Raw genomic sequence first — 26,620 nt, forward strand, 5'->3', positions numbered from 1 at the left:
GCGCCCAGACCACCGCAGTGGTCGGCGTCGCTCGGACGGTTCCGGGCGCTCACGTTATCAGAGGCAACAATGGCAGACCAAGGTTCGCCGCGCCGCTTTGCGCGCATAGATCGACTCCCCCCTTACGTATTCAATATCACTGCCGAGCTGAAGATGGCCGCCCGTCGTCGTGGCGAAGACATCATCGACTTGAGCATGGGCAACCCCGACGGCCCGACCCCGCCCCACATCGTCGACAAACTGGTTACCGTCGCCCAGCGCGAAGACACCCACGGCTACTCCACGTCCAAAGGCATTCCCCGCCTGCGCCGGGCTATTTCCCGCTGGTACAAGGATCGCTACGAGGTCGACATCGACCCGGAAAACGAAGCCATCGTCACCATCGGTTCCAAGGAAGGCCTGGCGCACCTGATGCTCGCCACCCTCGACCAGGGCGACACGGTACTGGTGCCCAACCCGAGCTACCCGATCCACATCTACGGTGCCGTGATTGCCGGTGCCCAGGTGCGTTCGGTGCCGCTGATTCCGGGCGTGGACTTCTTCGCAGAGCTGGAGCGGGCCATTCGTGGTTCGATCCCGAAACCGAAGATGATGATCCTCGGGTTCCCGTCCAACCCTACCGCGCAGTGCGTGGAGCTGGATTTCTTCGAGCGGGTAATCGCCCTCGCCAAGCAGTACGACGTCCTCGTCGTGCACGACCTGGCCTACGCCGACATCGTCTACGACGGCTGGAAAGCCCCGTCGATCATGCAGGTACCAGGCGCCAAGGACATTGCCGTGGAGTTCTTCACCCTGTCCAAGAGCTACAACATGGCGGGCTGGCGCATCGGTTTCATGGTCGGCAACCCGGAACTGGTCAACGCCCTGGCGCGGATCAAGAGCTACCACGACTACGGCACCTTCACCCCGCTGCAAGTCGCCGCTATCGCGGCACTGGAAGGCGACCAGCAGTGCGTCAAGGACATCGCCGAGCAATACCGGCAACGCCGCAACGTGCTGGTCAAGGGCCTGCATGAACTGGGCTGGATGGTCGAGAACCCGAAAGCTTCGATGTACGTCTGGGCGAAGATCCCCGAAGCTTATGCCCACCTGGGTTCGCTGGAATTCGCCAAGAAGCTGCTGGCCGAGGCCAAGGTCTGTGTATCGCCCGGGGTGGGTTTTGGTGAGTACGGCGACGACCACGTGCGCTTCGCCTTGATCGAGAACCAGGACCGGATTCGCCAGGCAGTGCGGGGGATTCGCGGGATGTTCCGCGCGGATGGGTTAGTCACTAAGTAAGACGATCAGCCACAAAAAAACCGCATCGCTGCGGTTTTTTTGTGGCTGCGAAACGCTTAGACGAACAACGACAACAGCAGGATAAAGCCCAGCGCGACGATGGACAGGATGGTTTCCATCGCGGTCCAGGTCTTGAAGGTTTCCGCCACGGTCATGTTGAAGTACTGCTTGACCAGCCAGAAACCCGCGTCGTTGACGTGGGACAGGATCAGCGAGCCGGCACCGGTGGCCAGCACCAGCAGCTCACGGTTGACCCCTGGAATCATCCCCACCACCGGCACCACGATGCCCGCACCGGTAATGGTTGCGACAGTCGCCGAACCGGTCGCGATACGGATCACTGCCGCCACCAGCCACGCCAGCAGGATCGGCGAAATCTGAGCGCTTACGGCCATATGCCCGATCACATCACCCACACCGCTGGTCACCAGCATCTGCTTGAAGCCACCACCGGCACCGATGATCAGAATGATCGCGGCGGTTGGTGCGAGGCTGGCATCCAGCAGCTTGAGGATGCGTTTGGAGTCGATGCCCTGGCGATGGCCGAAGGTATACAGCGACAGCAGCAATGCCAGCAGCAGCGCCGAGATCGGGTGACCGATCATGTCCATCCAGGTGCGGAAGAAGTTGCCGTCCGGCAGCGCGACGTCAGCGAAGGTCTTGAGCAGCATCAGGAACACCGGCAACAGCACGGTGAACAGGGTGATGCTGAAGCTTGGCAGGCTGGCCGAATCCGGTTCGCGGGCCAGTTGATCCACCAGTTCCTGGTTAGGGTGACCGGGGATGTACTTGGCAATGAACGTACCGTAGATCGGACCGGCAATGATCGCCGTCGGCAGAGCCACGATCAGGCCGTACAGAATGGTTTTACCGATGTCGGCGCCAAATACCCCAATGGCCAGCAACGGCCCCGGGTGTGGCGGCACCAGCCCGTGCACCGCCGACAGGCCAGCCAGCAGCGGGATACCGATCTTGATGATCGACACGCCCGTGCGCCGGGCCACGATGAACACCAACGGGATCAGCAGCACGAAGCCGATTTCGAAGAACAGCGGAATGCCCACCAGGAACGCGGCAAACATCATCGCCCACTGCACTCGCTCTTTACCGAACGAGCGGATCAGGGTCTGGGCGATCTGGTCGGCCCCGCCCGATTCGGCCATCATTTTGCCGAGCATGGTCCCCAGCGCCAGGATGATGCCGACAAACCCCAGTACCCCGCCAAAGCCGTCCTGGAACGCCTTGATGATGGTGCCGATCGGCATGCCCGATGTCAGGCCGAGGAACGCCGCGGCGATGATCAGCGCAATGAAGGGGTGGAACTTGAACTTGGTGATCAGGACAATTAAGCCGATCACCGTGACCACTGCATCAAGCAGCAGGAACGAGTCGTGGGACATGCCGAACATTAGGGGTGACTCCTGGTTGTTGTTGTTATTAAAGCGGGTAATTCGAAAGCCATCAGGACAGCGCTACCTTTAAAAACAAAACTCATACGGCGAGCTTCAGGCCATGCCCAAGCCACCAATGGTGGGCTTGCGCGGCCAATTGCTCGACGCTGTGGGTCGAAGCATCCAGCGCCAGGGTCAGCGCTTCGCCGACCGGGGACTCGAGCGTGGCGAACTGGCTGTCGATCAGGGTCGACGGCATGAAGTGGCCCGGACGGTGGGACACCCGATCCGCGGCCACTTCCCGGGTCAGTTCCAGGAACACGAAGCCCAGGCCCGGCAAGGCGCTACGCAAGCGCTCGCGATAGCTGAGCTTGAGCGCCGAACAGGTCAGCACCGGGCGCTGGCCCGTGGCGTCGACGCGACGCAATTCGGCGCACAGGCTGTCGAGCCAGCCGGCACGGTCGTCGTCATTCAGGGGAATGCCGGCGCTCATCTTTTCGATGTTGGCCGCAGGGTGAAAGCTATCGCCTTCGATGCCGGTCGCGCCGCTGAGCTGGCACAAGGCCTCGCTGACGCTGGACTTGCCGCAGCCGGCCACGCCCATGATGACCAGGGCGGAGATTGGTTGACTCATGTAACACCTCAGCGCGAAGACAGCGCTACCTTTGCTCATTGAGACTCTAGTGCAAACGCAGCCATCGTCGACGTCTTCTTGTCATTTTTATGGGTTGCAGCACGTTCTTGCTCAACGCCAAATAGCAGGGATCAGGCAACCCCCGCTCATTCATTTGCAGCCGCATCGAGACAGCGCTACCTTAGTGCCTTGAATTTTGTTTGGCAAGCCGCCCGATGACCTCCACTAAAAACGATAAAAATCCCCGCACCACTGGCCGCCCTACCCTCAATGAAGTTGCCCGCCTGGCGGGGGTCAGCCCGATCACCGCTTCCCGCGCCCTGCGTGGGGTCAGTACGGTGGCCACCGAACTGGTGGAAAAGGTCCAGCAGGCAGCCCTCGAACTCAATTATGTGGTCAACCCGGCCGCGCGTGCGCTGGCCTCGGCCCAGAGCCATTCGGTGGTGGTGCTGGTGCCCTCGCTGTCGAACCTGCTGTTCATCGAAACCCTGGAAGCCATTCACCAGGTACTGCGGCCAAAAGGCTTCGAAGTGCTGATCGGCAACTTCCACTACTCCCGTGACGAAGAAGAAAACCTGCTGCGCAACTACATGGCCTATCAGCCACGCGGTTTGCTGCTGACAGGCTTTGATCGCACCGAAAGCTCGCGACGGATGATCGAGGCCAGCAACATCCCCTGTGTGTACATGATGGAACTGGACCACGCCGCCGGGGTGAACTGCGTCGGTTTCTCCCAACTCAGCGCGGGCGAAACGGCAGCCGAGCACTTGTTGTCCCGGGGCCGCAAGCGCCTGGCGTACATCGGCGCGCAGCTGGATCAACGCACCCTGCTACGCGGTGAAGGGTTCCGCCGGGCCTTGCAGAAGGCCGGCCGCTACGACCCGGACCTGGAAGTGCTCACCCCACGCGCGTCATCCGTGGGCCTGGGCGGCGAGTTGTTCCTGCAACTGCTGGCGGCCCAGCCGGATGTCGACGGGATCTTTTTCGGCAACGACGACCTGGCCCAGGGCGCATTGCTTGAGGCCCTGCGCCATGGCATCCAGATTCCCCAGCAGGTGGCGATTCTCGGTTTCAACGACTTGCCGATGTCCGAGCACATGGTGCCGCGCCTGAGTAGCATCTATACCCCCCGCGAAGCCATTGGCCGGCGCGCGGCGGAACAGATGCTGACGTTGATGGCGGGCAACAAGGTGGCGCGGCCGGTGGAAGACATGGGGTTTGAGCTGAAGATTCGCGAAAGCAGCTGAGACTGGCGCCTACACCGTCTGGCCGAGCAGATCGACCAGGGCCAATGCGCCCTTTTGCAGCGGCTGGCTCTTGAGCCATACCGCATGCACCGGCAGCACCAGGCCGTTTTCGATATTGCGGAAGTTCAGCCGTTTCAAGCGCCCTGAATCCAGGCGTGCCTGCACCACCGACAGCGGGAAATTGCCCCAGCCCAACCCCGCCTCGACCATCTCCAGTGCCGTTTCCAGGTTGTCGGTGCGCCAGCAGGATTCGGCCACCAGCGGCCGGGTCTCGCTGATCGGCAGATCGCGGCTGGCGACGAAAATCTGCCGCACGTGCACCAGGTCCTCGAGAAACAGATCCTGTCCCTGCAGCATCGGACTGTCCGCCGCCAGCGTGGCGATCATGCGTTCGCTGCCGACGAATTGAAAGCGCTCCAGCACATTCATGCTCAACCCGGCAAACGCCAGGCACAGGCTGACGCGCCCACTGTGCAGCATCGCCAGCACGTCATCCTGCGGCGCCGTCAGCACTTCGATGTCGAGCAACGGATGACGCTCGGCAAGCACCTTGATCGCCGCCAGCAAGCGGCGCCGATCGATGTCCGCGACCACGCCAATCGACAGCTTGCTTTCCAGCCCCAGCGACAACTGCACCGCGTGCACCTGCAATTGCTTGAGCTGCCCGGCAATCAGCCGTGCGTGGGGCACCAGCGAATTGGCCATGGCGGTGGGTTGGGGTTCGCGGTGGCTGCGGTCGAACAATGGATAACCGAGCTCTGCCTCCAGATTGGCAATGCCCATGCTCACCGCCGAAGGGACCCTGCCCAGGGCCCGGGCGGCCGCGGAAAAAGAGCCGCGCTCAATCACGGCGAGAAACAGTTCGATGCTGTCGCTGTTGAAGTTCACTGGATCAACCTATCAATAAAACTGAAAGCTACTGACTTTTTCTGTCATCTCCATTGAAGCTATCTTTCGTCGCCTGCGCCAGCCCCACTGGCCATCAAGCACTGAAAAAGAGGCAACCCCATGCAAGGCGTCAAACGCAAACTGGTCTACGTTTCACTCTACGAGGTGATCGGCATGACCTTCTCCGCCCTCGGCCTGGCCTTGCTGTCCGGCACTTCGCCAGGCAGCACCGGGCCGCTGGCGGTGATCATCACCAGCATCGCGGTGAGCTGGAATTTCATCTACACCTCGCTGTTCGAGCGCTGGGAAAGCCGCCAGGCATCACGTACCCGCACCGTCAAACGGCGGATCGCCCACGCCATCGGTTTTCAACTGACGTTGATCGTATTCCTGATCCCGTTGATTGCCTGGTGGATGCACATCAGCCTGGTGCAGGCCTTCCTGCTGGACCTGGCGCTGATCATCTTCATCCCCTGCTACACCTTTGCCTTCAACTGGCTATTCGACCGCACCTTTGGTTTGCCAACCTCGGCACTGCCCGACCCAGCCTGAAGCCAGAGGTGCGGACAAGGCTGGCGAACACTTGCGCAGCCTTCGCCCCCCTCACCCGTCAGTGCAACTGCAGGGTCTCATTGAACTGGCTGATGGCATCCACCACATGCCGTGACCCCTGCTGGATCTCCAGGATTACCTCGCCGGCCTCGTTGGCCAACTCCACCCCCAACCCGGTACGGCTCAAGCTCGATTGCATGCTCGACACCGCACTCAACGAGAGGTCGTGGTTCTTGCGCACCACGTCGACAATTTCCAGGGTCGCCTTGCTGGTGCGCGCCGCCAGGCTGCGCACTTCGTCGGCCACCACGGCAAATCCGCGTCCATGCTCGCCGGCCCGCGCGGCTTCGATAGCGGCGTTGAGGGCTAGCAGATTGGTCTGGTCGGCGATGCCGCGAATGGTCTGCACGATGGTGCCGATGATGTCTGACTGCTTGCTGACCGCATCGATGCTCAGCGCAGCCTCGTTCAGATCCTGGGAGATCTGCTCGATGATCTGTACCGTCTGCTGCACCACCTGCGAGCCCTTCTGGGCACAGGCGTCGTTTTGCACCGAGGTCGAATGCGCGGCTTCGGCGGCAGATTGCAGGGTGGTCACCTGCTGGGTGATGTCGCTGGCAAACTTGACCACCTTGTACAGCCGGCCCTTGGCGTCGAAGATCGGGTTGTAGGAGGCTTCCAGAAACACGATGCGCCCGAACTTGTCGACCCGCTCGAAGCGGTGTGAGTGATATTCGCCACGGTTGAGCGAGGCCCAGAATGCCTTGTAGGCCGACGACTCGCTTTCCGCACGGTGACAGAACAGGCTGTGGTGCTGGCCCATCACTTCGCCCGCGGAGTAATGCATGGTCTGCAGGAAGTTATCGTTAGCACTGATGACTTTGCCGTCGGGGGAGAACTCGATCACCGCCATCGCCCGGCCCAAGGCATTCACCAGTGCCTGGTTCTCATGCTCCTTGATGATTCGGGCGGTGATGTCCGTGGCCACCTTGATCACGCTGTGCACCTGCCGGTCGGCACCGATCACCGGCATGTAGCTGGCTTCGAGCCAAACCTCCCGCCCTTGCCTGTCCAGGCGCTGGAACGTCCCGCTGTTGGGTTCGCCACGCTCCAGTTCACGCCAGAAGCGTTGGTATTCCTCGCTCTTGGCGTAATCGCCCTCGCAAAAGATCCGATGGTGCTTGCCGCGTATTTCTTCGAGGGAGTAACCCATTGCCTTGCAGAAGTTTTCATTGGCATCGAGGATCACCCCGGCAGGGTCGAACTCGATCATCGCCATCGAGCGACTGACCGCCGCCAGCTTGGCGTTGGCCTCGCTCAAAGCACAACTGAAGCGTTGGATTTCGAGCAGGTCAGACTTGTGATGTAGGTTAAACATGGTCATATCACCCTAAGCGCGGTCTTTTGATTGATGAAAGTACTTCGGTCTTTCAACGGATCCACCACAACGTTCCATGGAACAGGTACACGCCTTCCTCCAGCGCAAGGACAGATAAGGTGATAAATGATGGGTAATCGGAGAGTCCGTGGGGACAGCGTTCTGGCCCGGACATCCTGATCAGGAAGATCAGTGCTGAGCATAGACAGGCTCGGCATGGATGCAAGGCCACTAATAAGCCACCATCGAGGACAAAATCGGTTCAGCACCCGCCCGACGTCAGTACATCAGCGCAGGAAAATCTGGCAGCGAGGGGTTGTTGGCTTGGAGCTGAATACGGAGCCCGCTTGCCGGGCTCCGTCGAGACGGGTCTGACTAGTGGCCGAATATACCGACCTTCTTGGCTTTCTTGTCTGCGCGTTTTTCATCGGCGCTTTTTGCCGGTTTTTTCTTCGCGGCTTTTTTTGAATCCATGCCTTTGGCCATGATACTTACTCCACTCATACAGGATGTGAGTTCAGGTATACACCTATCGCAGAGCGCCCGTTCTTTTATAATCCACGGCTTTGCGCACCGATGGCCTCTTTCATGCCCCACACCCAGTACACACAGCTAGATGACGCGCTGTGGCCCTTGATGAACAAGTTCTACCGCCGTCATCAGTCATCGATGAAAGCGGTACGGGATGCACAATTGTGGGTCGGTAAACGTGATGAGATAGTCGCCGGCCTGTGTCTGCGACCCATGGCCGAAGGGTTATGGCTGACGGGCCTGCTGGTTGCTCCGGCCTGTCGCGGCCAGGGCGTGGCAGCGGCATTGATGGCCGAGGCGCTGGCAACGGTCACCCAGCCGGTGTGGCTGTTGTGCCACCCGGACCTGCGTGAGTTCTATCAGGGCAACGGCTTCAGCGCCGGCCCGCAACTGCCCTATGCGTTGGCCGAGCGCCTGCTGCGCTACAGCCGCAGCAAGCCGATGATTGCCATGGGGCGTAGCTGATCGGGATCAGTCGTCCGCCGCTGGGTCGAGTTCGGGGAACATCACCTCGGTAAAGCCGAACTTGGCAAAGTCGCTGATCCGCGACGGGTACAGACGGCCGATCAGGTGATCACATTCGTGTTGCACCACGCGGGCATGAAACCCCGAGGCCATACGCACGATCGGCTCGCCCTTGGGATCGACGCCCTCATAACGAATGTGCTGGTAGCGCTGCACCGCACCCCGTAACCCGGGCACTGACAGGCAACCTTCGAAGCCCTCCTCCAGGGTGGGCTCCAGCGGGGTGATCAGCGGGTTGATCAGGATGGTCTGCGGCACGGCTTCCGCGTCGGGGTATCGCTCGCTGTGTTCAAAGCCGAAGATCACCAGTTGCAGGTCGACGCCAATCTGCGGCGCGGCCAGGCCGACCCCGCCGACGCTTTCCATGGTCTGGAACATGTCGTCGATCAACTGCCACAACTCAGGGCTGTCGAACATCTGCGCCGGAACCGGCGGGGCAATACGCAGCAGGCGCGGATCGCCCATTTTGAGAATTTCACGGATCATGGTCAGGCTTCGTCAGTGGTCGGTTTGAGCGAGTGGTCCCGTCCCAGTCCCGAAACGTGGTGTTTATGTGCGTGGTCGTGCTCGCCCGGAACCTTTTCGCCAGGGTCCTTGCCTTCGCTCGACATGTGTTCGATCACCGCATTCATCTCTGCCCCCAGCAACAGCACTGCAGCGGAGATATAGAAGTACAGCAACAGCACGATGATCGCGCCGATACTGCCATACATGGCGTTGTAGTTGGCGAAGGTTTTCACGTAGAAACCAAAGCCCAGGGAAGCGATGATCCACACCACCACCGCCAGCACCGAACCTGGGGTGATGAAGCGGAACTCCTGCTTTACGTCGGGCATCACGTAGTAGATCAAGGCCACCGCGATCATCAGCAGAATCACGATCACCGGCCAACGCAGAATGGTCCAGACCGTGACGATGAATTCCTGCATGCCAATCTGCGATGCGATCCATTCCATCACCTGCGGGCCAAGCACCATCAAGGCCGCGGCCACCAGCAGCATGCCGGCGATACCGACGGTGTAGAAAATCGACAGCGGGAAGCGCTTCCAGATCGGCCGTCCTTCGACCACGTCGTAGGCGGCATTCATCGCGCTCATCATCAGCCGCACACCGGCCGAGGCGGTCCACAGGGCGATGACGATACCCACCGAGAGCAACCCGCCTTTGGATTGCTGCAACTGGTCAATCACCGGGTTCACTTGTTCCAGGGCCTGGGGCGGCAACACCAATTCCGATTGCAGGCGCAGCCAGGAGAAGAAGTCCGGCAAGTGCAGGAACCCGATCAGGGCGATCAGGAACAGGATGAAAGGAAACAGCGAGAACAGCATCTGATAGGCCAGCGCCGAGGCATAGGTCGACATTTCGTCGTCGACGAACTCGGTGACCGTGCGCATCATCACGCGATGCAGGGGCAAGCCTTTCAAATCCGGGAAAATCATAGCGTCTCCTTTCGCCGCAATCAGGTTGTAGTCGGGGGCGACTCAGGGGCCGTTTTCTACAACAAGGTAACCTGTTTGGCGACCTTGAAACAATTTCCACGCGTTGCTTAACCTTAGTCGACAAAAAAACGGCCACCCGCGGATGGCCGTTGCCCTGCCTTGCGGCTATCAGGCCTTGTCGACTGTTTTCTTGACTGCGTCCTTGGCGTCGCCGAGCGCTTGCTGGGCCTCACCTTTCTTTTCCTGGATCTTGCCTTCGGTCTGCAGCTTGGGATTATCGGTGGCTTTACCGACACCCTGCTTGATGTTGCCGATCGCTTCGTTGGCCAAACCTTTCGCTTTATCGCCAGTGCTGCTCATGGTCTTGCTCCTGTGAACATTCAAAGGTCAGTGTCGTTACGTAGAGGTTGACCGGCGGGCGTCAGGCGGAGTTTCATTTATTTTCACTGCGTCATTTCATCGCCAGATGCAGGTTGGGCTTTATGTTTGTGGGCTTTGCCGGGAGAATGCGCAACGTATTCAGGCCTTGGCGCTGAACGTCCAATCCCGTAGGAACGTTATGAAACTCGATAAAAAGCAGGCCATTGCCCGCAGAAACCAGGAACTGGGTGGTGCCGTGCTTGGCGTCAACAACTGCCACTTCACTGAACTGAACCGCAACCGCAACATCTGGTGGTTCGATATCCCGGTGGCCCGCCTGGCCGTGGGTCAGTACGAGTGGATTCACCTGCTGATGCACACCCCGGACACCGACCAGTTGCTGCACTTGAAAGTGCCAACCGTGTTCCTGCGGGAAAAACTCGAAGGCCTGGTAGTGCGCAACGAAGGCAAGCGCAAGGCTGCCCTGAGCCTGGAGCTGAGTGCCGACAAGGACTCGTACCTGCAGGACATGCGTCCGGCCGGCACCAATGTGAATTTCGCGCAGTTCCAGCAGTAACGTTCCACCCACAAAAAACCCCGCATCGGCGGGGTTTTTTATGGGTCAGGCGCTGACCTTCTTCAAACCGAGCTTCTTCAGCTCTTCGTCCCGCAGTTCGCGACGCAGGATCTTGCCGACGTTGGTGGTCGGCAGCGCATCGCGGAACTCGACAGCCTTGGGCACCTTGTAACCCGTGACGTTGGCACGCATGTGCGTCATCACCTGTTCCTTGGTCAGGGTCACGCCAGGTTTGGCAACGATGAAAATCTTGATCGCCTCGCCCGACTTGTCGTCCGGCACGCCGATGGCTGCGCACTGCAGGACGCCTGGCAGAGTCGCCAGCACGTCTTCCAGTTCATTCGGATAGACGTTGAAACCGGAGACCAGAATCATGTCTTTCTTGCGATCGACAATGCGCATGTAGCCATCCGGCTGGATCAGCGCGATATCACCGGTCTTCAACCAGCCTTCGCTGTCGAGCATTTCATCGGTGGCGTCCTGGCGCTGCCAGTAGCCCTTCATCACCTGCGGCCCCTTCACGCAAAGCTCGCCGATTTCGCCCAGCGGCTGCTCGACGCCCTCGTCGTTGATGACCTTGCACAACGTCGAAGGAACCGGAATCCCGATGGTACCGATCTGGATGTTCTGGATCGGGTTGACCGTGGCCACCGGGCTGGTCTCGGTCATGCCGTAGCCTTCGCAGATCGGGCAGCCGGTGACTTCTTTCCAGCGTTCGGCGGCGGCCAGTTGCAAGGCCATGCCACCGGACAGGGTGACCTTGAGCGCCGAGAAGTCCAGCTTGCGGAAGGCTTCGTTGTTGCACAGCGCGACAAACAAAGTGTTCAAGCCGACAAACCCGCTGAACTTCCACTTCGACAGTTCCTTGACCATCGCCGGCAGGTCGCGCGGGTTGCTGATCAGGATGTTGTGGTTGCCGATCAGCATCATTGCCATGCAATGAAAGGTGAAGGCATAGATGTGGTACAGCGGCAGCGGGGTAATCAGGATCTCGCAGCCTTCGTGCAGGTTCGAGCCCATCAACGCCTTGCACTGCAACATGTTCGCCACCAGGTTGCGGTGGGTCAGCATTGCGCCCTTGGCCACGCCGGTGGTGCCGCCGGTGTATTGCAGTACGGCGACGTCGCTGCTGGCCGGGTTGGCCTCGGTCACGGGTTGCCCCTGGCCTTTGCTCAGCACGTCATTGAACTTGATGGCCTTGGGCAGGTTGAACGCCGGCACCATCTTCTTCACGTACTTGATCACGCTGTTGATCAACAGGCGCTTGAGTGGCGGCAGCAGGTCCGCCACTTCGGTGACGATCACATGCTTGACGCCGGTCTTGGGTACCACGGCCTCGGCCAGGTGCGCCATGTTCGCCAGGCAGACCAGGGCCTTGGCCCCGGAATCGTTGAACTGGTGTTCCATTTCCCGCGCGGTGTACAGCGGGTTGGTGTTGACCACGATCAAGCCGGCGCGGATGGCACCAAACACGGCGATCGGGTATTGCAACAGGTTAGGCAACTGTACGGCGATTCGATCACCGGGCTGCAAATCGGTATGCTGTTGCAGATAAGCGGCAAATGCCCCGGACAGTTCGTACAGCTCACCGTAGGTGAGTGTCTTGCCGAGGTTGCTAAAAGCCGGTTTGTTGGCGAAGCGTTGGCAGGATTGCTTCAACACTGCCTGAATATTCGGATACTCGTCTGGATTGATGTCGGCAGCAATCCCAGCTGGGTACTTATCCTTCCAAAAGTCTTCGATCATGGAAGCCCACTCCTCAGCAACGCGAATTCTTCACCGCATTTGATGCGATTATTATTGGTGTGTGTTTTTTGGTGAATCTGGCTTTTACTCAAGGCCGAGAAGTCACAAAGCGCGCCGAGAGTAGCAGCTTTGCCAAGGGCCTACTAGAGCCAAACGAAGGCTCTACGGTCACGATAATGACTCAAGACCAATCAATGGTCATTTTTAGAGTAAAAATTCTATATGCCGTGAAAGCCCCGTTCTACAGGGCTCCGCGCGCTTTTACTGGGACAAAAAAAGGGGCGCTCCAACTCGAGCGCCCCTTCTTGCTGCTGCATCGCTAACAATTCATTACGCGATATCGCGCAACTCCCGCCGCAGGATCTTGCCCACGGGGGTCATCGGCAACGAATCTCGCAGCACGATGTGCTTGGGCACCTTGTAGGCGGTGAAGTTCTCTTTGCAGTAGGCCTTGAGCTCTTCCAGGCTGACCCCGGCTTCACGCGCCACCACGAACAGCTTCACCGCTTCCCCGGAACGCTCGTCCGGCACACCGATTACCGCGCAATTGGCAACGTTGGGGTGGGCCATGACCACGTCTTCGATCTCGTTGGGGTACACGTTGAAACCCGAGACGATGATCATGTCTTTCTTGCGATCGACGATGCGCACAAAACCATCCGGATCGATCACCGCAATGTCACCCGACTTGAACCAACCCTCGGCATCCAGCACCTCCGCGGTGGCCTCGGGTTTCTGCCAGTAGCCCTTCATGATCTGCGGGCCCTTGATGCACAACTCGCCGCGCTCGCCCATGGCTTGCTCGACACCATCGTCGTTGATCACCTTCAGCGTGGTGCCCGGTACCGGCATGCCCACGGTGCCGATGCGCGACAGGTCGCCATAGGGGTTGGTGCAGGCCACCGGCGACGTCTCGGTCAGGCCGTAGCCTTCAGTAATCCGGCAACCGGTGAGCTTTTCCCAGCGCTCGGCGGTGGCCTTGACCAGTGCCGTGCCGCCGGAGTTGGTCAGCTTCAGGCTGGAGAAATCCAGGGTCTTGAAGTCCGGGTGATCCATCAACGCGACGAACAAGGTGTTGAGCCCAAGCAAGGCCGAGAAGCGCCAGTTCTTCAGTTCCTTGATAAAGCCGGCGATGTCCCGAGGGTTGGTGATCAGCACGTTATGGTTGCCAGTCACCATCATGCACATGCAGTTCGCCGTGAAGGCATAGATGTGGTACAGCGGCAGCGGCGCGATCATCACTTCCTGGCCTTCGCGCAACAGCGGTTGTCCGTCACGACCGAACTGGCCCAGGCAGGCACGGGCCTGCTGCATGTTGGCGACCAGGTTGCCGTGGGTCAGCATCGCGCCCTTGGCCAGGCCCGTGGTGCCGCCGGTGTATTGCAGCACGGCGACGTCATCGAGACCGATCTGAAGCGGCTTGATGCTCTGCCCACGGCCCATGCGCAAGGCACTTTTGAAGGAGATCGCCTGGGGCAGATTGTAAGCCGGGACCATCTTCTTGACCTTGTCCACCAGGGTATTGACCAGCCAGCCCTTGGCGGTAGGCATCAGGTCACCCATCTTCGCTTCGATCAGGTACTGGATCTCGGTGTCGGGCAGCACCTCCTGGACTTTCTGCCCGAACATGTTCAGGTACACCAACGCCCGGGCACCGGAGTCCTTGAACTGGTGGCGCATCTCGCGCGCGGTGTACAGCGGGTTGGTGTTGACCACGATCAGGCCGGCGCGCATGGCACCAAACACGGCAATCGGGTAATGCAGGACGTTGGGCATCTGCACCGCGATGCGATCGCCGGGCACCAGGTCAGTCTGGCTTTGCAGGAAGCCGGCGAACGCTGCGCTGTAGCGTTCGAGGTCAGCGTAGGTCAGGGTCACGCCCATGTTGCTGAACGCGGGACGATCAGCGAATTTCTTGCAGGAACGTTCGAACACCTCGATCACCGACTTGTAGGCACCCAGGTCGATATCGATGGGTACGCCGGCCGGGCGTTTATCATTCCAGAAATCAGCTTGCATTATTATTGTCCTCTATACCTGAGCCAATCCGGGCCGCCTGAGCGGAGCTTCTGGGACACTAGCAGTTATGGTGAATCAGGCAAATATCAGCACCGGCGTCATTGATCGCGTGAATCTTGCTGCCGCGGGCTTTGCGCATTACCCGTCCCCGGGTTGTTGCGCTATACAATGCTGCGACCCCGCGCAAAGGAATCGCCATGATCCACGATACGTTCTGGTTGACCGCGAACGACCACAGCCAACTGTTCGTCAACCAATGGTTGCCGGAGGGTACGCTCAAGGCCGTGATCCTGGTGTCCCATGGAATGGCGGAACATAGCGCACGCTACGCACGCCTGGCCGAACAATTGTGTAACCAGGGGTACGGCGTGTATGCCCTGGACCAGCGCGGACACGGCCAGACCGCCACCAACGGGGTCATGGGGCACTACGCCGACGCCGACGGCTGGTGCAAAGTGGTGGGTGACCTGGCCAGCCTCAACCAGCACATCGGCCAACAGCATCCAGGCGTGCCCATCGTGCTGCTGGGCCACAGCATGGGCAGCTACATCGCCCAGGCGTACCTGCTGCACCACAGCGCCAGCCTGCATGGCGCGGTCCTCAGCGGTTCGAATTTCCAGCCGGTGGCGCTGTACCGCGCAGCGCGCCTGATCGCCCGTTTCGAACACTGGCGCCAGGGCCCTACCGGGCGCAGTGCGTTGCTGGAGTGGTTGTCGTTCGGTTCATTCAACAAGGCGTTCAAGCCCAATCGCACCGCGTTCGACTGGCTCAGCCGCGATCCCGACGAAGTCGACAAGTACGTCCGCGACCCGCTCTGCGGCTTTCGCTGCAGCAATCAGCTGTGGATCGACATGCTGGGCGGCTTGCAGCAGATCAGCAAAGCGTCCAATCTCGCCCAGATCGATCCGGGCCTGCCGTTACTGGTGATCGGCGGTGAATGTGATCCGGTGAGTGAGGGCAAGCGTCTCACCTCTTTGGCCGAGGCGCTACGCCGCGCCGGCAGCCAGGGACTGGAACTGAAGATCTACCCCCAGGCCCGGCACGAACTGTTCAATGAGAGCAACCGCGATGAAGTGACTGCGGACCTGCTCACCTGGCTGGCCGGGGCCTTGAGCCATCGCCGTCCTGCCAGGACCGAATGACCTTCGGTTTTTTTCACTTAACTCGTCACAGGATCCAAGACACATGACCCAGGTTACCAACACGCCGTACGAAGCCCTCGAAGTCGGCCAGACCGCCAGCTACAGCAAGACCGTGGAAGAGCGCGATATCCAGCTGTTCGCGGCGATGTCCGGCGACCACAACCCGGTGCACCTGGACCCTGAATTCGCGGCCGCCAGCATGTTCAAGGAACGTATCGCCCACGGCATGTTCAGCGGTGCGCTGATCAGCGCCGCAGTCGCCTGCGAACTACCTGGGCCGGGCACCATCTACCTCGGTCAACAAATGACTTTCCAGAAGCCGGTGAAGATCGGCGACACCCTGACCGTGCGCCTGGAAATCCTCGAAAAACTGCCAAAGTTCCGCGTACGCATCGCCACTCGAGTGTTCAACCAGCGTGATGAACTGGTGGTCGATGGCGAAGCCGAGATCCTCGCCCCGCGCAAGCAGCAGACCGTGACCCTGCCAACCCTGCCCGCAATCAGCATCGGCTGATTCGCCCTCGCACCAGGCCCTGACACCCACAAAGGTGTCTGCCTGAGGGCAATGCGGTCCGCGTTGACGGATCCGCGATGCCAAGAGAAATCCGCAGCCCGATAAGGCCTGCGGATTTTTTATGTCCATGAGATTAATCCAGGCCAACCGCTAGCCCGCGCCTACCTGTACATCGCCACTTCTTAAAACAACCTTACATCCATGACAGCCCCGTCCGACTGCCCATGACACTGGCTCGACTACGCCACTGCGATGCCACGGATTGAAGGTGAAAAAGTCGTCTGGCTGTGGACCGGATTTAATCCAACTTGATTGCAGTGGCTGGGCCAAAAAAAACGCCGCCGTCCATGGCTGGACGAGCGGCGTTTTTACACAGCTACACGCTTACGAGCGAGCACGCGCCTGGTTGCGCAGGGCTTTGACCTGATCGTGATTGCGTTGCACGCCGTGGTACTGACGTTCAACCAGGTCACGAATGTTCACCAGGTTGTGTTTGTTGATTTTCTCCAGCGCTTCTTTGTAAGCCTTCAGGGCATGATCTTCGCCGCGCTCGGCTTCGTTAAGTACCGCCTCTTCGTCCTTGCCGGTCACCAGCGACTTGAGGTCGACCCAGCGACGGTGCAGGTCACCGCTGACGCTGGTGGAGGTTTCCGGATCGCCACCCATCGAACGCACGGTGCTCTGCAGTTCCGCGGCGGCGGTGGCGCAGTCGGTAGAACGTTTGACAAACAGCGCCTTGAGTTCAGGATGCTTGATGTCTTCGGCGCAGGTCTTGAACCCTTCCTGGCCGTCCTTGCTGGTCTCGATCAAGTCGTTGAGGACTGAAATCGCTTCTTTATTAATGTCGGTCATTTTTCAATTCCTTGCGGGTTGAGAGAGTTGCATAAGGAGTTGCAGCTCGTGTGCCAGCTTTTGAATTGATAAATTTCCGTTATTTTTCAATGAGTTAGAATTTTAGATGGAATCTGTATCCACGCTATTTGCATGATCTGTCAATTGGCCTGCATGCAGAATGCCTGTATTTTCCAAAGTGTCTGAACCAGGACCGCTGACCGATGAACCCTGAAAAGCTCGAATTACTGATCACCCGCGAAATGCCCTTTGGCAAATACAAGGGACGCATCATCGCCGACCTGCCTGGCCCCTACCTCAACTGGTTCGCCCGCGAGGGTTTCCCCCACGGTGAACTGGGCGGCCTGCTGGCATTGATGCAGGAAATCGACCACAACGGGTTGTCCGATCTGCTGGACCCATTGCGGGCCAAACACGGCAAACCCAAACCTCGTCACTGAGCCACTGAACCCGCACCGAGTCGCCCCATGCCCGATAACACGCTACGCGCCCGTGATGAAGCTTTCTGGCAAACCTTCGCTGATCGCTACGATGTCCAGCCAGGTCCGATCAACTTGGAAAACGGCTATTTCGGCCGTATGTCGCGTACGGTGATCGACGAGTACCAGCGCAATATCGAACTGATCAACCGCAGTAACTCGGTGCATGTGCGCCAGCGCTTCGAACAGTTCGAGAGCGTGACCGTGCGCGAGCACCTGGCCGACTTGCTGCGGGTACCCGCCGAGGCGGTCGCCTTCACCCGCTGCGCGTCCGATGGGTTGCAAGCGCTGATTCGCAATTACAACGGCCTGCAACCGGGCGACCAGGTACTGCTCTGCGACCTGGAATACGACACGGTAAAAAGTGCGATGCGCTGGCTGGCCCGCCATCGTGGCGTGGAAGTGATTGAAATCCAGCATGCCCACCCGGCGAGTTTCGAGACCCTGCTGGCGAGCTATCGCGCGGCATTCGAGCAATATCCGCGTCTCAAGCTAATGGCCCTGACTCACGTCACCCACCGCACCGGCCTGGTGCTGCCGGTCCAGGCCATTGCCAGCGCTGCCCGAGAACACGGGATCGACGTAATCCTCGACGGCGCCCACGCTCTCGGCCAGATCGAGTTCGACCTGGATGAACTGGGCATCGAGTTTGCCGGCTACAACCTGCACAAATGGATCGGCGGCCCGTTGACCCTGGGGTTCATCTACATCGCGCCGCAGCGCCTGGCCGCGATTGATCCGGACATGGGCGAGTTCCATTTCCCCACGAGCGACATCCGCTGCCGCACGCCCTACAGCACCCCGAACATTCCAGCCCTGCTGACCCTGCCCCTGGTGTTCGAAGAGCATCGAGCCATGGGCGGCGCCGCAGCCAAAGGCGCGCGCCTCAACTACCTGCGCAACCTGTGGGTCAGCGCCGTGCGCAAGGTACCGGGGATTGAAGTCATGACCCCGGATGACCCGCGCCTGTACTGCGCGATCAGCTCCGTACGGTTTACCCACCAGGCGGATCAGCAACCGATGGTCGAGCGCCTGCTCAAGGACTACAACCTATTCACTGTGGCCCGCAGCGGCTCGGCCTGCGGCCCGTGCATCCGCATCACCCCGGGCCTGACCAGCACCGCACGGGACATGCGGCTGCTGACACAGGCGTTGATCGAATTGAGCTGAGACGCCAACGAGAACAAAAAAAAAGGCGCACCGACCAAGTGCGCCAAATAGCCGTAAAACACAGAACAACTACAACGATCCTGCAAAAACCATCAATCCAACAGAGCCAGCGCCTCAGCCGTACACTCTTGAATACGCGCCCAGTCACCGTTCTTGATCCACTCCGGATCCAGCATCCAGCTCCCGCCCACACACATCACGTTCTTCAACGCCATGTAGCTCTTGATGTTCCCCGGACCCACCCCACCCGTCGGGCAGAACTTCACTTCACCGAACGGACCGCCCAGGGCCTTGATAGCCGCGACACCGCCGCTGACCTCGGCCGGGAACAACTTGAAGCGCCGATAACCCAAGGCATAACCCTCCATGATCCCCGAGGCATTGCTGATCCCCGGCAACAACGGGATCGAGCTGGCTACGCTGGCTTCCAGCAGCTCACGGGTAATCCCCGGAGTGACGATAAACTGCGAACCCGCAGCTTCAGCGGCAGCCAGCGTGGTGCGATCCAGCACCGTGCCGGCACCGGTGACCAGCTCCGGACGCTGCTCACGCAGGATCTGGATCGCCTTGAGGCCGAACTGCGAGCGCAAGGTCACTTCCAGGGCGGTCAGACCACCGGCCGCCAGGGCGTCAGCCAGAGGCAGGACATCCTGCTCGCGGGCAATGGTAATCACCGGCAGGATCCGCGCCTTGGCGCAGAGGCTGTCGATCAGGGCAACTTTGTCCGCCATGGAAACGGTCGGGGATGGGTTTTTCATAGCGGCTGATCCTTGGCTCATGGGCACCAGTAAATCTCTAACGTAGGTTGCAGAAAGGCACGAATCGGCATTGCGGCGACATCGTCACCGGCCAGTGCATCACTCAGGGTGGCCAGCTTGGACTGACCGGAAATCGAAAGAACCGTGACCTGCGCCGACGCCAGCAACGCACGACTCATGGTCAGGCGCTGATGAGGTACGGTCGGCGCCAGCATCGGCCAGCACCGGCGCGTGCCGTCGACCTGCAGGGCCTCGGCCAGATGCGGACTGTTGGGGAACAACGAAGCGGTATGCCCGTCGTCACCCATGCCCAGCACCAGTACATCAATCTTCGGCAGCTCGGCGAGCAGGCGGTCGGCCTGTTCGGCGGCTTGCTCAAGGTTCGCGCTGGCGCTGTACAGGCTGAGGAACTGCGCCTTGGCGGCCGGCCCCTGCAGCAGATAACGCTTGAGCAGGCCGGCATTGCTGTCGGCGTGTTCGACCGGCACCCAGCGTTCGTCAGCCAGGCTGACCACGACGTTCGCCCAGTCGAGTTTCTGCTTGGCCAGATGCTGGAAAAACGCCACCGGACTGCGCCCACCGGAGACCACCAGGGTCGCCGTGCCCCGGGCTTCGATGGCGTCGCCCAGTTGCCGGGCCACTGCCAGCGCCAGGCTCTCGGCCAGCAGCACCGGGCTTTTGAATGCATGGGCGCTGACGCCCTCGGGCAGTTTTAATTCAGATATCGCCATACCACGACCTCCCGTCCCGCGTGATCAGTGCAATGGAGCTCATCGGCCCCCAGGACCCCGCCGCGTACGGCTTGGGGGCATCTCCGGATTTTTTCCATCCGGCGATCAACTGGTCGCACCACTTCCACGCGGCTTCGATTTCATCTTTACGGACAAACAGGTTCTGATTGCCGCGCATCACTTCCAGCAACAACCGCTCGTAGGCATCGGGAATCCGCGCACTGCGATAGGTATCGGAAAAATTCAGCTGCAGCGGTCCGCTGCGTAGCTGCATGCCCTTGTCCAGACCTTGTTCCTTGGTCATCACGCGCAAGGAAATACCTTCGTCCGGCTGCAGGCGGATGATCAGCTTGTTGCTGATCTGCAAGCGCTGCTCGGGGGCGAAGATGTAGTGCGACGGTTCCTTGAAGTGAATGACGATCTGCGACAGCTTGTCCGGCATACGCTTGCCGGTACGCAGGTAGAACGGCACGCCGGCCCAACGCCAGTTACGAATATCGGCCCGCAGCGCAACGAAGGTTTCGGTATCGCTCTGGGTGTTGGAGTTCTCTTCTTCCAGGTAACCCGGCACCGGCTTGCCCGCGCTGTAGCCCGCGATGTACTGGCCGCGCACCACCTGGGTAGTCAGGCCTTCCGGGCTGATCGGCGCCAGCGCCTTGAGCACCTTGACCTTCTCGTCACGGATGCTGTCGGCGGACAGGTCGGCCGGCGGGTCCATGGCGATCAGGCAGAGCAGCTGCAACAGATGATTCTGGATCATGTCGCGCAGTTGGCCGGCCTTGTCGAAGTAGCCCCAGCGACCTTCGATCCCGACTTTCTCGGCGACCGTGATTTCCACGTGGGAAATGTAGTTCTGGTTCCACTGGGTTTCGAACAGGCTGTTGGCGAAACGCAGGGCGATCAGGTTCTGTACCGTCTCTTTGCCCAGGTAGTGGTCAATGCGATAGGTACGGTTTTCCGGGAAGTACCGCGCTACGGCATCGTTGACCTTGCGCGAGGACTCCAGGTCCGAACCGATGGGCTTTTCCAGCACCACCCGGGTGTTTTCCGTCAGGCCCACTTGCGCCAGGCTCTCGCAGATAGCGCCGTACACCGCTGCCGGGGTAGCGAAGTAGGCAATCATCCGCTGCGCGGTGCCCGCCAGTTCGGCCAGGGCGACATAGTCGTCCGCCTTGAGGAAGTCGACGTGCAGGTACGTCAGGCGTGCCAGGAAGCGCTCGACCACGGCTTCGTCAAGCTCCTTGGCCTCTACATAGCGCCGCAGTTCCCGGGCGATGAAAGCCAGGTGCTCCTGCTCCGTGCCCGCTTCACGGGCCAGTGCGATAATGCGCGTGTCCTCATGCAGCAGGCCCGCGCCATCAAGTTGATACAAGGCAGGAAACAGCTTGCGCAGGGCCAGATCGCCGAGGGCGCCGAACAAGGCAAAGGTGCACGGTTCAACCGTAATCGAAGGCATGATGTTTGTTCTTTTATCAAGTTAAGCTACAAATACCTTTTTTCAAGGCATCGCTCAAGGAAAAATGTAGTAATAACCACAACATTTTTCCAAAATACAGATTCCGAGTGGTGGTCAGTCGGGGCCATCAGTAGGATAGGCCACCGTTATGGGCCCGATCAAAGTCTCAATTGGCATAGCCAAGCCCCCTCTTTGCAGAGCTGAACCAAGGAATTTCATATGGACCGCGTGCGGAACTTACTGGAACAGATCCAGAATCGCCTTGCCGACCTGAACAAGGCCGAGCGCAAGGTCGCCGAAGTGATCCTGCTCAACCCACAGCAGGCCACCCGCTTCAGCATCGCCGCCCTCGCCCAGGCCGCCTCGGTCAGTGAGCCGACGGTCAACCGTTTCTGCCGTTCATTCGGGGTCAGCGGCTACCCGGAGCTCAAGCTGCAACTGGCGCAGAGCCTGGCCAGCGGAGCGGCCTACGTCAGCCGCGCGGTGGAGGCCGATGACAATCCCGAAGCCTACACCCAGAAAATCTTCGGCAGCGCCATCGCCTCCCTCGACAGCGCCTGCCAGGCACTGGACCCGAACCTGATCAGCCGCGCCGTCGACCTGTTGATCCAGGCCCGGCAGATCCACTTCTTCGGCCTCGGTGCTTCCGCCCCTGTGGCCCTGGACGCCCAGCACAAGTTCTTCCGCTTCAACCTGGCGGTCACCGCCCACGCCGACGTACTGATGCAGCGGATGATTGCCTCAGTGGCCCACACCGGCGAGTTGTTCGTGATCATTTCCTACACCGGACGCACCCGTGAACTGGTGGAAGTGGCGCGCATCGCTCGGGAAAATGGCGCTTCGGTCCTCGGTCTGACCGCCGAGGGCTCGCCACTGGCCAAGGCCAGCACCCTGAGCCTGAACATCCCATTGCCGGAAGACACCGACATCTACATGCCGATGACCTCGCGGATCATTCAACTGACCGTGCTCGACGTCCTCGCCACCGGCATGACCCTGCGCCGCGGCGTCGACTTCCAGCCACATTTGCGCAAGATCAAAGAAAGCTTGAACGCCAGTCGCTATCCGGTAGGTGACGAGTTCAACTGAGACCAGATACTTCTGTGTTGAATGATCTGGCCTCTTCGCGGGCAAGCCCGCTCCCACAGGTTCAATGGCAGCCGCAAGTTTTGTGCTCGACGTGGACACTGTGCGAGCGGGCTTGCCCGCGAAGGGGCCAGTCCAGACACCGCAATTTCTTAAACTAAGCCGCCGCCCACGCCTGCAGGCTCAAATGCGCCCGCTCCCCCGGCGCCAGGCACAAGCTGTCGGTGCCGCCACTGGCGGCTTCGACACAGACAAACTCGGAAATCTCGTTCCAACTCACCCCCAGCAGCGGCCGTGAGCCGGGATGCCAGACCACCGTATCAGCGCTGGCACCGGTGTCGATGCACAACTGGCGCTGCCAGGCGTGGTCCTTGAGCTGCAGTTCCCCCTCGTGCTGGAACACCCGCTGACAGCCGCCCTCGACCCGCAACTCGCCCTGCTGCTGGCAATTTTCCCGCTTGAGCTGGTCATAACCCTGGGCGCCATCGAGCCCAGACAGCGCTACCTCACCGACGTCACCAATACGCCAGTAAGCGTGCAAAGCATGGCTCAACTGGCACGGCAGGCTGTCCTGGTGCTCAGTGCTCAGGCGCAATTCCATGCGCTCGCCCAGGTGCGCGTGCAGGTCCACTTGCCAGTCACACAGCTGCAACTGCCAGTGCAGGCGTACGCCGTCGGCATCGCTGCTGCTGTCGATCAGCTTCCAGTCGATCAGCCGCGCCCAACCATGGGACGGCCAGGCGTTTTCGCTCGGGTGGCGGCCATACCACGGCCAGCACACCGGCACGCCGCCACGGATGGCGCCGACCTGTGGCCACTTCGCCGCACACCACAACCAGGGCTTGTGCCCCGAGGGCTGGAAATGCAGCAACTGCGCGCCCTGGCGACTGAACACCGCCTGGCACAGCGGATGATCGATCACCAACACATCGCGCTTCTGATAGCGCTCCCACGCAAACACCGGACGTTCGCGCAAGGATTTGAAGAAACGTTGTAGCGGATGCTCTTGCATGTGCCACGGTCCTGAAAATCAGCGGTAACCAGAGGGCGCGCGACCCCAAAAAAAAGCGGACAGCCTGGGCTGTCCGCAAAAATGCGCACATGGAGAAGAGCTTATCGCAACCGCGTTAGAACACCGACTGAATTTTCAGGCCGGCCACCAGCGCGTTGTCGACTTCATCGACACCGCCCGGGTGGGTGACGTATTGCAGGTTAGGACGCACCGTCAGCCAGTTGGTGACGTGGAAGCCGTAGTTGATCTCGTAGTTGTACTCGGTGGTCCGCAATGGCGAGAACAGCGGATCGGCATAGTCGCTGACGCCATTGGCCGCGTTGACCAGCTCGGCGTTTTTCTTCACGTCTTCGTTGACGTGGATACGGGCGAAGCCGATGCCGACGTCATCTTTTGGCCGTGCATCGAACGGGCCCTTGTACACGAACATCAGCGACTGATAGTTGTCGACGACGTTGGTGTCCTTGTCGTGGAAGGTCGCGTTGGCCGCGATGTTCAAGCCGCGGGAAGCGTCGCCGTTGTGGCTGGTCAGTTGCTGCTGGGCGACGAACCAGTAACCGTGCTTGCTGCTGTGCTCGCGGTAGCTGTCACCGCTGGTTGCGGCATCCTGGCCGTTGTCGTCCTCGCGCACGTCATTGGCTGCGGCCGTGCTCTTGTAGTAGCCCACACGGTATTCACCCGGCAGGTTGTTGACCTTCGGCGACCAGACCAATTCGACCGGCAACACGGTGCCCTGGGTGCCGCTGCCGCTGAGCTTGAAGCCGTTGCCGTGCTCCAGTTGCGACGGGTTCTGGTTGTAGGCACCGATCTGCGCGAAGAACTCTGGCGTGATGTTGTACTTCACGCGGATCGCCGCCTGGCTGACCGGCCAGTTGTACCAGATGTTGGTGGCCCAGTTACCCACCTGGGAACCACAGAACGCCAGGTTCTGGAACTCGCACGGGAAGGTATTGAAGTCCTCGCCCTCGCCGAAGTAACCGGCCTTGACGTCGAGCTTGTTGTCGAGGAACTGATGCTGGATCCACAACTGGGTCAGACGCACCATATGGCCGCGACCGTAGACTTCCTGGGAGGAACTCAAGGTGCCCGCGCGCGGGTCGCCGATACGGTCGTTGGAGATGTTTTCGCCGTTGCGGTTGGTCAGCTGGATCTTGGCCTGGGTGTTGTCCCAGCCCCAGAGTTTCTGCAGGTCCAGCGCCACGCCGAGGCCAAACTGGTCGGCATAGCGCGCGGTCTTGTCGTCGTTGTAGCCACCGTTGAGGTTGCCACCGACTTCACCCACGTAGTCGGCCTTGATGTCGATGCCTTGCTCGATCAGCCGGGTACGCTCGCCGCCCCAATCGCCGGTCATCCACTTGGAGTCAGCGCTGAACGCGTCAGCGGCATGCGCGTTGGCTGCCAGGCACATTGCTGCGACCGCCGACAGCTGGCAGATGAGTTGAGCGTTGTTCTTGATCTTCATCCCTACTTCCTCGTTTTATTGTTATTAACTGGCATCCCCTGTAGGAGCTCGCTCGCGATGGTCTCAACTGCACCGCGTTCATTCAGACGGGTGCAGGCCATCGTTCACGTCCATCGCGAGCAGGCTCGCTCCTACAGTTTATTTTTATCAACTGGCATCCCCTGCGATGGTCTCGACTGCACCGCGTTTGTTCAGGCGGTGCACGCCATGGTTCACGACAGTCTTGTGTTTCAGCGGCCTTTGAATTGGGTCACGTTGGCGCTGTGAGCTTCAATCCTTGGCAGACCCGCCGTCCCCAGGCGTTCACCGGTCTTGGCATCGAACAGCAGCACCTTGGCCGGATCGAATTGCAGGGTCAGGGTCTCGCCCACGGCGGGAGCCACATCCGGCGCCAGGCGGCAGCAGACCTTGGTTTGATTCAGGTTGACGAACACCAGCGTGTCCGGCCCGGTCGGCTCGGTGACCTGGACCTCGGCCCGGATCGTCGGCAAACCGTTGGTTTCGCCAGACGCCAGCACAATCTGCTCGGGACGCATGCCGAGGATCACTTCGCGATCCTCGAGGCCAGCGTCCTGCATGCTCAATGGCAGCTCGACGCGCGCCTGGCCACTGTCGAGCAGGGCCAGCAGGCGGCCGTCCTTGCGCTGCAGGCGCAGGGGGATGAAGTTCATCGGCGGCGAACCAATGAAGCTCGCGACGAACAGGTTGGCCGGGTCGTTGTAGATCTGCTTCGGCGTGCCGAACTGCTGGATGATCCCGTCCTTCATCACCGCCACCTTGTCCCCCAGGGTCATGGCTTCGATCTGGTCGTGGGTGACGTAGACCGTGGTGGTTTTCAGGCGCTGGTGCATCAGCTTCATTTCGGTACGCATCTCGACCCGCAGCTTGGCGTCGAGGTTGGACAGCGGTTCGTCGAACAGATAGATCTTCGGCCGCCGCGCCAACGCCCGGCCCATCGCCACGCGCTGTTGCTGGCCACCGGAAAGCTGGCCCGGCTTGCGCCCGAGCAGGTGTTCGATCTGCAGCAGCTTGGACACCCGCGCCACTTCTTCATCGATTTCGGCGGTCGGCATTTTGCGAATCTTCAGGCCGAAGGCGATGTTGTCGCGCACGCTCATGGTCGGGTACAGCGCGTAGGACTGGAACACCATGGCGATGTCTCGGTCCTTGGGGCTCATGCCGCTGATGTCGGCGTCGTCCACCAGGATCGCCCCGCCGCTGATGTTCTCAAGGCCGGCGATGCAGTTCATCAGGGTCGACTTGCCGCACCCGGACGGGCCGACCAGGATCAGGAACTCACCGTCGTCGATCTTCAGCTCGATGTTTTTCAAGGTGTCCGGCAAGCCGGCGCCATAGGTCTTGTTGACGTTGCGTAATTCGAGAGTTGCCATGT

The 26,620-nt window shown here is 60.3% G+C and carries 26 protein-coding genes and 1 pseudogene; 10 read left to right on the forward strand and 17 right to left on the reverse strand.

Annotation, left to right across the window (positions count from 1 at the left end; genetic code table 11):
• The first annotated feature begins 69 nt into the window (after window positions 1-69).
• The gene (alaC, locus tag ACIOVD_RS18510; RefSeq protein WP_095169798.1) at window positions 70-1,278 is read left to right on the forward strand and encodes an alanine transaminase; all 1,209 of its coding nucleotides are present in this window, start codon (window positions 70-72) and stop codon (window positions 1,276-1,278) included.
• A 56-nt stretch (window positions 1,279-1,334) separates the two neighbouring features.
• On the opposite strand, the gene ACIOVD_RS18515 is transcribed toward alaC, so the two are convergent.
• On the reverse strand, window positions 1,335-2,687 hold the full coding sequence (locus ACIOVD_RS18515) for a GntP family permease (protein WP_095169799.1): 1,353 nt from the start codon (window positions 2,685-2,687) through the stop codon (window positions 1,335-1,337).
• 82 nt (window positions 2,688-2,769) lie between these two features.
• Complete coding sequence (locus ACIOVD_RS18520; RefSeq protein WP_095169800.1) at window positions 2,770-3,303, reverse strand: gluconokinase; 534 nt, start codon at window positions 3,301-3,303, stop codon at window positions 2,770-2,772.
• 215 nt (window positions 3,304-3,518) lie between these two features.
• Between ACIOVD_RS18520 and ACIOVD_RS18525 the strand changes: the two genes are divergently transcribed.
• On the forward strand, window positions 3,519-4,550 hold the full coding sequence (locus ACIOVD_RS18525) for a LacI family DNA-binding transcriptional regulator (RefSeq protein ID WP_095169801.1): 1,032 nt from the start codon (window positions 3,519-3,521) through the stop codon (window positions 4,548-4,550).
• Between the two features lie 9 nt (window positions 4,551-4,559).
• Here ACIOVD_RS18525 and ACIOVD_RS18530 read toward each other — a convergent pair whose 3' ends face one another.
• Window positions 4,560-5,438 carry a LysR family transcriptional regulator gene (locus ACIOVD_RS18530; protein ID WP_401129525.1) on the reverse strand — a complete coding sequence of 293 codons (879 nt, stop codon included), beginning with the start codon at window positions 5,436-5,438 and terminating at the stop codon, window positions 4,560-4,562.
• 120 nt (window positions 5,439-5,558) lie between these two features.
• Between ACIOVD_RS18530 and ACIOVD_RS18535 the strand changes: the two genes are divergently transcribed.
• Entirely contained in the window at window positions 5,559-5,990 is a 432-nt protein-coding gene (locus ACIOVD_RS18535; RefSeq protein WP_401129527.1) for a PACE efflux transporter, read from the forward strand.
• Between the two features lie 58 nt (window positions 5,991-6,048).
• On the opposite strand, the gene ACIOVD_RS18540 is transcribed toward ACIOVD_RS18535, so the two are convergent.
• Complete coding sequence (locus tag ACIOVD_RS18540) at window positions 6,049-6,588, reverse strand: methyl-accepting chemotaxis protein (protein WP_371917601.1); 540 nt, start codon at window positions 6,586-6,588, stop codon at window positions 6,049-6,051.
• A 3-nt stretch (window positions 6,589-6,591) separates the two neighbouring features.
• Window positions 6,592-7,374 (reverse strand): annotated as a pseudogene (locus ACIOVD_RS18545) (PAS domain-containing protein); the annotation flags it as partial.
• 582 nt (window positions 7,375-7,956) lie between these two features.
• Here ACIOVD_RS18545 and ACIOVD_RS18550 point away from each other — a divergent pair.
• Window positions 7,957-8,364, forward strand: a complete 408-nt coding sequence (locus ACIOVD_RS18550; protein WP_401129529.1) for a GNAT family N-acetyltransferase — start codon at window positions 7,957-7,959, stop codon at window positions 8,362-8,364.
• Between the two features lie 6 nt (window positions 8,365-8,370).
• Here the strand turns inward: ACIOVD_RS18550 and def are convergent, their stop codons facing one another.
• The 3 genes from def to ACIOVD_RS18565 form a co-directional block, all read right to left on the reverse strand.
• The gene (def, locus tag ACIOVD_RS18555) at window positions 8,371-8,910 is read right to left on the reverse strand and encodes a peptide deformylase (protein WP_095169804.1); all 540 of its coding nucleotides are present in this window, start codon (window positions 8,908-8,910) and stop codon (window positions 8,371-8,373) included.
• A gap of 2 nt (window positions 8,911-8,912) precedes the next feature.
• Window positions 8,913-9,863, reverse strand: coding sequence for a YihY/virulence factor BrkB family protein (locus tag ACIOVD_RS18560; RefSeq protein ID WP_159997587.1), 951 nt, complete (start codon window positions 9,861-9,863; stop codon window positions 8,913-8,915).
• Between the two features lie 168 nt (window positions 9,864-10,031).
• Window positions 10,032-10,223: a CsbD family protein gene (locus ACIOVD_RS18565; protein ID WP_095169806.1), complete on the reverse strand. Its 192-nt coding sequence runs from the start codon at window positions 10,221-10,223 to the stop codon at window positions 10,032-10,034.
• Between the two features lie 199 nt (window positions 10,224-10,422).
• Between ACIOVD_RS18565 and ACIOVD_RS18570 the strand changes: the two genes are divergently transcribed.
• A complete protein-coding gene (locus ACIOVD_RS18570) occupies window positions 10,423-10,800 on the forward strand; it encodes a hypothetical protein (protein WP_095169807.1) in 378 nt (125 codons plus the stop codon).
• A 45-nt stretch (window positions 10,801-10,845) separates the two neighbouring features.
• On the opposite strand, the gene fadD1 is transcribed toward ACIOVD_RS18570, so the two are convergent.
• Window positions 10,846-12,546 carry a long-chain-fatty-acid--CoA ligase FadD1 gene (fadD1, locus tag ACIOVD_RS18575; RefSeq protein ID WP_095169808.1) on the reverse strand — a complete coding sequence of 567 codons (1,701 nt, stop codon included), beginning with the start codon at window positions 12,544-12,546 and terminating at the stop codon, window positions 10,846-10,848.
• Between the two features lie 330 nt (window positions 12,547-12,876).
• Window positions 12,877-14,565 carry a long-chain-fatty-acid--CoA ligase FadD2 gene (fadD2, locus tag ACIOVD_RS18580; RefSeq protein WP_401129533.1) on the reverse strand — a complete coding sequence of 563 codons (1,689 nt, stop codon included), beginning with the start codon at window positions 14,563-14,565 and terminating at the stop codon, window positions 12,877-12,879.
• A 197-nt stretch (window positions 14,566-14,762) separates the two neighbouring features.
• Between fadD2 and ACIOVD_RS18585 the strand changes: the two genes are divergently transcribed.
• Both ACIOVD_RS18585 and ACIOVD_RS18590 read left to right on the forward strand, forming a co-directional pair.
• Window positions 14,763-15,707 carry a lysophospholipase gene (locus ACIOVD_RS18585; RefSeq protein WP_401129535.1) on the forward strand — a complete coding sequence of 315 codons (945 nt, stop codon included), beginning with the start codon at window positions 14,763-14,765 and terminating at the stop codon, window positions 15,705-15,707.
• Window positions 15,708-15,750: 43 nt separating this feature from the next.
• Window positions 15,751-16,221 (forward strand): MaoC family dehydratase, encoded by a 471-nt coding sequence (locus ACIOVD_RS18590; protein WP_338522905.1) that lies wholly within the window; start codon window positions 15,751-15,753, stop codon window positions 16,219-16,221.
• Window positions 16,222-16,605: 384 nt separating this feature from the next.
• On the opposite strand, the gene ACIOVD_RS18595 is transcribed toward ACIOVD_RS18590, so the two are convergent.
• Complete coding sequence (locus ACIOVD_RS18595; protein ID WP_095169811.1) at window positions 16,606-17,073, reverse strand: PA2169 family four-helix-bundle protein; 468 nt, start codon at window positions 17,071-17,073, stop codon at window positions 16,606-16,608.
• Between the two features lie 203 nt (window positions 17,074-17,276).
• Here ACIOVD_RS18595 and ACIOVD_RS18600 point away from each other — a divergent pair, with 203 nt between their 5' ends.
• On the forward strand, window positions 17,277-17,513 hold the full coding sequence (locus ACIOVD_RS18600; protein WP_095169812.1) for a DUF3820 family protein: 237 nt from the start codon (window positions 17,277-17,279) through the stop codon (window positions 17,511-17,513).
• Window positions 17,514-17,540: 27 nt separating this feature from the next.
• A complete protein-coding gene (locus ACIOVD_RS18605; RefSeq protein WP_401129538.1) occupies window positions 17,541-18,722 on the forward strand; it encodes an aminotransferase class V-fold PLP-dependent enzyme in 1,182 nt (393 codons plus the stop codon).
• 92 nt (window positions 18,723-18,814) lie between these two features.
• Here ACIOVD_RS18605 and ACIOVD_RS18610 read toward each other — a convergent pair whose 3' ends face one another.
• Genes ACIOVD_RS18610 through zwf form a run of 3 tightly spaced genes read right to left on the reverse strand, consistent with a single transcriptional unit; the run spans window position 18,815 to window position 21,667 of the window.
• Window positions 18,815-19,480 carry a bifunctional 4-hydroxy-2-oxoglutarate aldolase/2-dehydro-3-deoxy-phosphogluconate aldolase gene (locus ACIOVD_RS18610; RefSeq protein WP_095169814.1) on the reverse strand — a complete coding sequence of 222 codons (666 nt, stop codon included), beginning with the start codon at window positions 19,478-19,480 and terminating at the stop codon, window positions 18,815-18,817.
• 17 nt (window positions 19,481-19,497) lie between these two features.
• Window positions 19,498-20,211 (reverse strand): 6-phosphogluconolactonase, encoded by a 714-nt coding sequence (gene pgl, locus ACIOVD_RS18615; RefSeq protein WP_095169815.1) that lies wholly within the window; start codon window positions 20,209-20,211, stop codon window positions 19,498-19,500.
• Entirely contained in the window at window positions 20,198-21,667 is a 1,470-nt protein-coding gene (gene zwf, locus ACIOVD_RS18620) for a glucose-6-phosphate dehydrogenase (RefSeq protein ID WP_401129541.1), read from the reverse strand. The genes pgl and zwf overlap by 14 nt, the downstream gene beginning before the upstream one ends.
• 228 nt (window positions 21,668-21,895) lie before the next feature.
• On the opposite strand from zwf, the gene ACIOVD_RS18625 reads away from it, so the two are divergent.
• Window positions 21,896-22,756, forward strand: a complete 861-nt coding sequence (locus ACIOVD_RS18625) for a MurR/RpiR family transcriptional regulator (protein ID WP_174244630.1) — start codon at window positions 21,896-21,898, stop codon at window positions 22,754-22,756.
• Window positions 22,757-22,910: 154 nt separating this feature from the next.
• Here the strand turns inward: ACIOVD_RS18625 and ACIOVD_RS18630 are convergent, their stop codons facing one another.
• From ACIOVD_RS18630 to ACIOVD_RS18640, 3 genes are all read right to left on the reverse strand, one after another.
• Complete coding sequence (locus tag ACIOVD_RS18630) at window positions 22,911-23,765, reverse strand: D-hexose-6-phosphate mutarotase (protein WP_095169818.1); 855 nt, start codon at window positions 23,763-23,765, stop codon at window positions 22,911-22,913.
• Between the two features lie 115 nt (window positions 23,766-23,880).
• Window positions 23,881-25,227: a carbohydrate porin gene (locus ACIOVD_RS18635; protein ID WP_095169819.1), complete on the reverse strand. Its 1,347-nt coding sequence runs from the start codon at window positions 25,225-25,227 to the stop codon at window positions 23,881-23,883.
• Between the two features lie 230 nt (window positions 25,228-25,457).
• Entirely contained in the window at window positions 25,458-26,618 is a 1,161-nt protein-coding gene (locus ACIOVD_RS18640) for an ABC transporter ATP-binding protein (protein WP_159997595.1), read from the reverse strand.
• Window positions 26,619-26,620 lie beyond the last annotated feature (2 nt).

The sequence above is a fragment of the Pseudomonas sp. NPDC087626 genome (assembly GCF_044743405.1).
In the GTDB taxonomy this organism is placed as follows: domain Bacteria; phylum Pseudomonadota; class Gammaproteobacteria; order Pseudomonadales; family Pseudomonadaceae; genus Aquipseudomonas.